This is a genomic window from Streptosporangium pseudovulgare (assembly GCF_014648055.1).
Taxonomy (GTDB): Bacteria; Actinomycetota; Actinomycetes; order Streptosporangiales; family Streptosporangiaceae; genus Streptosporangium; species Streptosporangium pseudovulgare.
The window spans coordinates 377,584-384,421 of the sequence record NZ_BMQJ01000006.1; the positions used below are offsets into that span (position 1 = coordinate 377,584).

8 protein-coding genes and 1 pseudogene are annotated in these 6,838 nt (G+C 73.1%); 3 read left to right on the forward strand and 6 right to left on the reverse strand.

The genetic code is table 11. The annotated features are described in order from the left end of the window. Positions 1-43: 43 nt before the first annotated feature. Positions 44-853 carry a class I SAM-dependent methyltransferase gene (locus IEZ10_RS15255; RefSeq protein WP_189247128.1) on the reverse strand — a complete coding sequence of 270 codons (810 nt, stop codon included), beginning with the start codon at positions 851-853 and terminating at the stop codon, positions 44-46. Between the two features lie 126 nt (positions 854-979). Between IEZ10_RS15255 and IEZ10_RS15260 the strand changes: the two genes are divergently transcribed. Continuing rightward, positions 980-2,188 carry an amidohydrolase family protein gene (locus tag IEZ10_RS15260; RefSeq protein ID WP_189247129.1) on the forward strand — a complete coding sequence of 403 codons (1,209 nt, stop codon included), beginning with the start codon at positions 980-982 and terminating at the stop codon, positions 2,186-2,188. Between the two features lie 116 nt (positions 2,189-2,304). Here IEZ10_RS15260 and IEZ10_RS15265 read toward each other — a convergent pair whose 3' ends face one another. From IEZ10_RS15265 to IEZ10_RS15275, 3 genes are all read right to left on the reverse strand, one after another. Beyond that, positions 2,305-2,820 carry a MarR family winged helix-turn-helix transcriptional regulator gene (locus IEZ10_RS15265; RefSeq protein ID WP_189247130.1) on the reverse strand — a complete coding sequence of 172 codons (516 nt, stop codon included), beginning with the start codon at positions 2,818-2,820 and terminating at the stop codon, positions 2,305-2,307. Positions 2,821-2,938: 118 nt separating this feature from the next. Beyond that, complete coding sequence (locus IEZ10_RS15270) at positions 2,939-3,853, reverse strand: YbhB/YbcL family Raf kinase inhibitor-like protein (RefSeq protein WP_229811282.1); 915 nt, start codon at positions 3,851-3,853, stop codon at positions 2,939-2,941. 84 nt (positions 3,854-3,937) lie between these two features. Continuing rightward, positions 3,938-4,519, reverse strand: a complete 582-nt coding sequence (locus IEZ10_RS15275) for a DUF6817 domain-containing protein (RefSeq protein WP_229811283.1) — start codon at positions 4,517-4,519, stop codon at positions 3,938-3,940. A 21-nt stretch (positions 4,520-4,540) separates the two neighbouring features. On the opposite strand from IEZ10_RS15275, the gene IEZ10_RS15280 reads away from it, so the two are divergent. Further along, entirely contained in the window at positions 4,541-5,146 is a 606-nt protein-coding gene (locus IEZ10_RS15280) for a CGNR zinc finger domain-containing protein (protein WP_229811284.1), read from the forward strand. Between the two features lie 20 nt (positions 5,147-5,166). Here the strand turns inward: IEZ10_RS15280 and IEZ10_RS15285 are convergent, their stop codons facing one another. Then, complete coding sequence (locus tag IEZ10_RS15285) at positions 5,167-6,126, reverse strand: LysR family transcriptional regulator (RefSeq protein ID WP_189247175.1); 960 nt, start codon at positions 6,124-6,126, stop codon at positions 5,167-5,169. A 441-nt stretch (positions 6,127-6,567) separates the two neighbouring features. Here IEZ10_RS15285 and IEZ10_RS15290 point away from each other — a divergent pair, with 441 nt between their 5' ends. Then, positions 6,568-6,756 (forward strand): ASCH domain-containing protein, encoded by a 189-nt coding sequence (locus IEZ10_RS15290; RefSeq protein WP_229811285.1) that lies wholly within the window; start codon positions 6,568-6,570, stop codon positions 6,754-6,756. Here IEZ10_RS15290 and IEZ10_RS15295 read toward each other — a convergent pair. Then, a pseudogene (locus IEZ10_RS15295) lies at positions 6,744-6,838 on the reverse strand (IS5/IS1182 family transposase); the annotation flags it as partial. The gene IEZ10_RS15290 and the pseudogene IEZ10_RS15295 overlap by 13 nt on opposite strands.

A 6,838-nucleotide genomic window follows, 5' to 3' on the forward strand; every position in this document is an offset into this window, starting at 1 on the left:
CCGGGGAGCTTCACCTGGGAATCCGCACCCGAGGAGCCGCCCTTCAGAAGTCCAGCCGGTAGTAGACCGACATCCGCCGCATCACCGGCAGGCGCCGGGCCACCGCCACGAGCGTCCGGTATCCCCGGCCCAGTTCGGTGTAGCCGGGGTCGTCGAAGACGCTCTCGGACGCCGTGCACCGCAGGCCGGGGGCGATCGTCTCCAGCTCCGCGCAGCCGTCGATTCCCCAGTGGAGGGTGGCGCCGGCCTTCCGGACGATCCGGTTGGCCCACTGCATCCGGACGCCGAGCCTGCTGAAGCCGTCGAAGACGAATCGCCCGGAGGGGAAGCGGTCCACGACGCGCCGGAAGAGCGCCCGGCCCTCGTCCTCCTCCAGGTACATGGTCAGGCCCTCGGCGACGACGAGGACCGGCCGGTCGGCGGGCACCTCCTCCAGCCAGGCGGGGTCCGTCACGGACGAGGCCACCAGCTCGTAGCCGTCGCGCGCCGGATAGAGCCCCCGCTTGAGATCGATCACGGCGGGCCGGTCCACGTCGTACCACCGCACGCCGGGGCCCGGATCGACGCGGTGCACCCGGCTGTCCAGGCCGCAGCCGAGGTGCAGCACGGTCGCCTCGGGGTGGCCGGCGAGGAAGTCGCGGGTCCATGAGTCGAGGAACCTGCCCCGGAGCGCGATGGTGACATGGTCGCCGCGGTGGACCCCCGTGTCGGCGGGGTCGAACTCGATCTCCCGCAGGGCTGTCACGGCCAGCGTGTCGCCCAGGATCGGACGCGGCGACCGGGCGTCCAGGGCCCTGCAGTACAGCGTGGCCAGCATGGTGGCCTCCGCACCGGAAAGGCGCGCCTTCGGCATGGGTTCACCGTAACTCCGTTCCCTTCGGGACGCGCGGTCGCCCGGGATGATGTTTGACCTAAGATAGTTTGACGTCTTACTATCCGATGGCTAACCAAAAATGCGAGGCCGAAAAGAGAGATTCCGATGCGAACCCTCATCCGCGACGTCCGCGTCTTCGACGGCGAGCGGACCGTCCCCCGCGCCGACGTCCTGATCGACGGCGCCCTGATCGCCGAGCCCGACGGCCGCCCGGTGGACGTCGAGATCGACGGCTCCGGCAGGACCGTCCTCCCGGGCCTGATCGATGCCCACACCCACGTCTTCGACGGCGACCTCGCGCAGGCGCTGACGTTCGGGGTGACCACGGAGCTCGACATGTTCTGCCTGCCGCGGAACCTCGCCCGGCAGCGGCGGATCGCCGCCGAACGCGACGACGTCGCCGACCTCCGCAGCGCGGGCGTCCTCGCCACCGCCCCCGGCGGGCATCCGAGCCAGCTCATGGCGGCGGAGGGGATGGCGGCTCTGGGCGACGCGGTCGGGCCGTTCGAGACGGTGGCGGACGCCGGCCAGGCCCGGGCGTTCGTGGCGGCGCGGCTGGCCGAGGGCGCCGACTACCTGAAGATCGCCATCGACGGCGGGACGGTGTCCGGGACGCCGCTGCCGGTCCTCGGGCCCGACGTGGTGGCCGCCCTGGTCGAGGCCGCGCACGACGCCGGCCTCCAGGCGATCGCCCACGCGGTCACCACGAAGGACGCCCTCGTCGCCCTGGACGCGGGCGTCGACGGCCTGGCGCACGTCTGCTTCGACGCCGACCCGCTGGACTCCGCGGCCGATGATCTCGCGGCCCGGATCGCCGCCCAGGGGGTCTTCGTCGTCAGTACGCTGAGCTACTTCGAGGCGATCACCGGCAGCCCCGGCGGCGCGGAACTGATGCGGGACGAGCGCATCCGGTCGCGGCTGCCGGAGCACGCCCGGACCGCCGGAGACCGCGACACCGACGCCCTCCCGGTCTACTCCGAGGGCGTGGCGGGAGCCCTGCACGCCGCCCGGGCGCTGCACCGGGCCGGGGCGCCGTTGCTGGCCGGAACGGACGCGACCCCCTTCGCCCCGCTGCACGGCGCCGGCATGCACCGGGAGATGGTGCTCCTGACCGAGGCGGGGCTCACCCCTGAGGAGGCCCTCGCCGCCGCCACCGCCGTACCGGCCCGCTGGTTCGGGCTGACCGACCGCGGGCGGATCGCTCCGGGACTCCGCGCGGACCTGGTACTGGTGGAGGGCGACCCGACCGGCGACATCACCGCCACCCGGGCCGTCGCCGACGTCTGGCGCCGCGGCGTCCGGCAGTCACGCTGACGGCCGGACCGGGCCGGGCCGGCGTCCGGCCGAGCCGGTGCTCACGCCGGTGCTCGCAGGGGCCGCGCCGCCGGACCGGCGGTCCCGCGGTCACGCCGGTGCCGGCGGCGTCGCGGTCACGACGGCGTGCGGGCCGCCAGCATGGCGCGCAGAATCCGGTCGAGCTCGGCGGCGTCCTCCGGCGGCAGGCCGACCGCCAGCCGGGCGAGGCCGGCCGCGTGGTCGGTGACCGCGGCATCGATGACCTCGCGGCCCGTGTCGGTCAGGGCGACGCGGAAGCTGCGGCGGTCAGCGGGGTCCAGGCTCCGCCTGACCAGCCCCGCGGCCTCCAGCCGGTCGATCCGGTTGGTCATGCCCGCGCGCGATGTCATCAGCACCGCGGACAGCTCCGAGGGGATCAGCGTGTACGGCGGGCCGGAACGGCGCAGCGCGGCCAGCACGTCGAACTCGCCCTGCCGCAGGCCGTGCCGCGCGAACACCTCCTCGACCGCCGCCTCCAGGAGCCGCGTCAGCCGGGAAAGACGGCCGAAGACCCCCATGGCCGACAGGTCGAGGTCGGGCCGTTCCCGGCGCCACCCCTCGATGACCAGGTCGATCGCGTCCGGAGCTCGTTCCGCTGTCTCACCGCTCATGGGGCCACTTTATTCGGCGCCAGATAGTCAGACCGCGTACCGTCTTCACCCTCGACCCGGTGCACCTGGTTCAGGCCGCGGGCCTGGTCCGGCTCGCTGAGCTGACCCGCACCGGCCGTCAGCCGCGCCGGAACGTGGGTCGCAGGACACCGCGGGCGACGGTGTGCGCGGTGAGGACGAAGCCCGCGTGTCCGGCGGGGGTGTCCGGGGCCAGCGCGAGGTCGTCGGTGTCGAGGGCGTGTACGGCGAACAGGTAGCGGTGGTCCGGATCGGCGGGCGGCGGGCAGGCGCCTGTGTATGCGGCCTGCCCGAAGTCATTGCGCAGGTGAAACGCTCCCCCCGGAAGCTGCGGGCCGTCGCCGTGTCCGGCGCCGGCGGCCAGACCGGCGCAGTCGGCGGGAAGGCCGAGCAGTAGCCAGTGCCACAGGCCGCTGCCGGTCGGGGCGTCCGGGTCGTAGCATGTGACGGCGAACCCGCGGGCCGACGCCGGGGCGCCGGTCCAGGACAGCGCCGGGCTTTGGTTGCCCCCGCCGAGGCCGTCGTGAACGTGGCGCGGGTCCAGCGGCGCGTTGTCGGCGATGTCGCCGCCGGCCAGGTCGAGTGCCGGAACCGGCGGCAGCAGGTCGTAGGGGTCGGGGGCCTGAGGGCGGCCGGCGTCGTAGGTGCTGATCTCGACGAGGTTCCGGTCCGGGTCGCGCAGGTAGATGCTGGTGATCGGGCCGGTGGCGCCGGTACGTGCGACCGGGCCGGTCTCGATCGGCACGGCCAGCGCGTGCAGGTGTGCCCGTACCTCGTCGAGGGGGACGGCGCTGACCAGGCACAGGTCGGCGGAACCCGGTGTCGGGGCGGCGGCTTTGGGTTCCAGCTCCTTTCCGGCCTGGTGCAGGTTGAGCTTCTGGCCGCCGAAGGCGAGGGCGACTCTGCCGCCGCCGAAAACGACGGGCCGCATCCCTAGGACGGTGCGGTACCAGTCGACGCTGGCCGGGATGGAGCGGACGGTCAGGACGAGGTGGTCGGCGCGGACGATGCGCATACGGCTGCCTCCTGTCGTGGTCTCGGGTGCGAGGAGGAACGGGTGCGGTCCGGCCGTCCGGGCCGCAGGTGTCTGCCCCACGGCTTACGCAGCCGGGCCGCGACTGCCAGGCCCCCGCCGCACCGCCTCCCACGCACCTGCGGACAGCAGATGACGGACGGGCTCCAGCACCAGGCGCAGTCCGGCACCGTGGCGGTTCGCCGGTTCCCTGTTGTGCTCGAACACGTCGAGTTCGTTGGCTGCGGTGATCTCCAGGAAGGCCCGCAGGTCCTCGGTGGCGGGATCGTGGTCGGTGCCGGTGAACCGGTCCCTGAAGACCGGCCGTCGGCCGCCGCCGAGGCGTGGATAGGTGGCCGTCCGGTCGCAGCTCGCGTACAGGTACACCAACGCCTCGGCCCGCTCGCCGACCAGCGCGGCCAGGACCGGGCGGTCCCCCAGGCCCACGAGGGACCTGGCGAAGCCGTCGGTCCCGTAGGCCGCGTGGCAGAGGCCGGCGACCTGGATCTCGTGCGAGGCACCCCAGTCCGCGAGCCGCTGCCTGACCCGGATCAGATGTTCCAGCAGCGTCCCGCCGGGGTGCGACAGGTCTGCGGCGTCCCGGGAGCGCAGGAAGTCCTCGATGCCGCACCAGTGGGCGGGCGCGGGGACGCTCGGATTCTCAAGCACGTCACGAGTTATAGTCGTGATGTGAAGCCGGACGCAACACCGACCGATGACCTGCCCGCCGGGGAGCCGGCGTTCAACTTCCGTTCCGGGCGGCTCAGCCTGGCGTTCGTCGCCACGGTCGGCGAGCGCTGGCGCCGGAACGTCGAACGGCTGCGCGACCCCGCCGATCTGGCCCGCTGGTACCGCGAGGTGGGCCTGCTCGGCGAGGCCGTCACCGTCACACCGGCCGGGCTCGACACGGCCCGTACCGTGCGCGAGGCGGTCTACCGCTGTGCCAAGGCCCTGATCGCCGGACGTCCCGCGGCCGAGGCCGACGAAGCCCTGATCAACGCCGCCGCCGCAGCCGCGCCGCTGGTCCCGGTGCTCCGAGGCGGCGCGGGGCTTCTCACCGCTCCTGCCACTGATGCCGAGTCGGCCGTCCTGAGCACGGTCGCTCGCGATGCCATCGACCTGTTCACCGGCGTCCTCGCCGATCGCATCCGGGAGTGCGACAGCCCCGAATGCGCGCTGCTGTTCGTGGACACCAGCCGCCCCGGCCGCCGCCGCTGGTGCTCAAGCGACGCCTGCGGCAGCAAGGACCGTTCCGCGGCCTACCGCCGACGCCGCCAGGCCGGACCACCCGCGTAGCCGGCCCCGACCGATGACGGTCAGCTCCGCCCCTGCAGCGCCGAGTCGGCCGTCGGCTCCCGGCCAGGCTCGTCCGCTGCCTGGCGGGTGGCCTGGCAGTGCTGCCGGACCATGTCGGCGAAGGTGCGGGCGAGCGGGGTCAGCGCGTCCCAGCGGCGGACCGCCCAGCCGACCGGGAGCGGCGGCAGGTCCGGCAGCGGCAGGAACCGCAATGGGCTGTCCGGCGCGCCCGCGGAGAGCTGTCCGGGCAGAGCGGGGACGACGGCGTGCCCGACACCGAGCGAGGCCAGCAGGATGGCCGTGTCCCAGTCGGTGACGCCGGTGTCGGACGTCGGATGGATACCCAGGCGGGCCAGGGCGGTGTCCAGGTGGGCCCGGGAGGAGGAGTTCGCCGGGAGCCGGATGTGCCTGATGCCGACGAGATCGGCGGCTGTCACCGGTGCCCGCAGGGCGAGCGGATCGTCCGCCCGAACCGCCAGGACCCACGGCAGTTCCACGACCGCGCTCTGCTCGATGCCCGGTGCCGGACGGCCGATGGTCACCCAGGCCAGATCGACGGTGCCCGCCGCGAGCGCGTCGAAGCAGCTGCGTGTGGCGGTCTCCGTCCGGAACTCCAGGTTCGCCCCGGGGTGCCGCGCCCGGAAGTCGACGACCGCCTCGGACATGAAGTGCCGCACCGTCGTCGCGCCCGTCGTCACGCGGACCGATCCGGCTTCGCCACGCGCGAGTTCACCGAGCCGGCGCAGGGCCAGGTCCAGCCCGACGATCCCCTCTCTCGCCGCAGCCTGGAGCACCAGGCCCTCCGGAGTGGGCACCACACCGCGCGCCCTGCGTTCCAGCAGCCGCACCCCGGTCGTCCGTTCCAGCCGCTTGACATGCTGGCTCACCGCGGACTGGGTGCAGGACAGGTCGCGGGCGACGGCACTCAGGCTTCCCGCCTGGCAGACCGCCACGAACACACGCAGGTCGTCGAAGGTCATCGGCACGCAGGACACGGTAGCCCCCTCCCCGATCCAAGCTCCGACTTGGGGATTCTTAAGCAACCCCGAGGATTGACTTGCCTGTTGTTCCTCACCGAGGATCACTGCGGGCCCAGGGCGGCAACCCTGTCCCGCCTTCCCTGCCGCGTCCGGACGAGGCAGTCAGCGGGCGGGACGGGTGCCGACCCACCAAGCTGAGAGGAACCCATCCGTGCCCCATCCCGCATCCGTCGACAGCGCCGGCGTCTCCCCGCCGCCCCCGGCGACAGCCTCGCAAAGACCGGTGGCCACGGTGGCCTGCGCCGCTCCAGGGATCGGCGGATCGGCCGGCGCCCCGAGAGTGTCGCGGGCCCTGGCCGGGTCCCGGCCTGCCGAGGGTTCCGCGAACGAGGAGGGCGGTGACTCTTGAGCAACGCGAACCCGGCTTCCCACCCTCACCCGATGGGACATGACGACCTCCCGGCTCTTGAACTCGCCTTCCCCGGCCCGGAGCGCGACCGTGGTGTGGCGGCGATCCTGAGCGGTCAGAAGACCGCGCTCACCGGCCTTCTGGAGATCTACGAACACGCCGGAGAAGCGGTACCGATGACCGGTCAGCGATTCTCAGTGAGCCTTTTTCATCTCGAATAGCGGTCAGCTTCGAAGGTCTGCAGCACGACGATGGCCTGGACGATCGCAGTGGCGCGGCGCGGGCAGCAGCGGAGCCGGTCCA

What these genes read in the sequence shown, in the direction of transcription:
- IEZ10_RS15255 (WP_189247128.1), bottom strand. Translation starts at nt 853, where the DNA reads ATGCCGAAGGCGCGCCTTTCCGGTGCGGAGGCCACCATGCTGGCCACG.
- IEZ10_RS15260 (WP_189247129.1), top strand. Translation starts at nt 980, where the DNA reads ATGCGAACCCTCATCCGCGACGTCCGCGTCTTCGACGGCGAGCGGACC.
- IEZ10_RS15265 (WP_189247130.1), bottom strand. Translation starts at nt 2,820, where the DNA reads ATGAGCGGTGAGACAGCGGAACGAGCTCCGGACGCGATCGACCTGGTC.
- IEZ10_RS15270 (WP_229811282.1), bottom strand. Translation starts at nt 3,853, where the DNA reads ATGCGCATCGTCCGCGCCGACCACCTCGTCCTGACCGTCCGCTCCATC.
- IEZ10_RS15285 (WP_189247175.1), bottom strand. Translation starts at nt 6,126, where the DNA reads ATGACCTTCGACGACCTGCGTGTGTTCGTGGCGGTCTGCCAGGCGGGA.
- IEZ10_RS15290 (WP_229811285.1), top strand. Translation starts at nt 6,568, where the DNA reads ATGGGACATGACGACCTCCCGGCTCTTGAACTCGCCTTCCCCGGCCCG.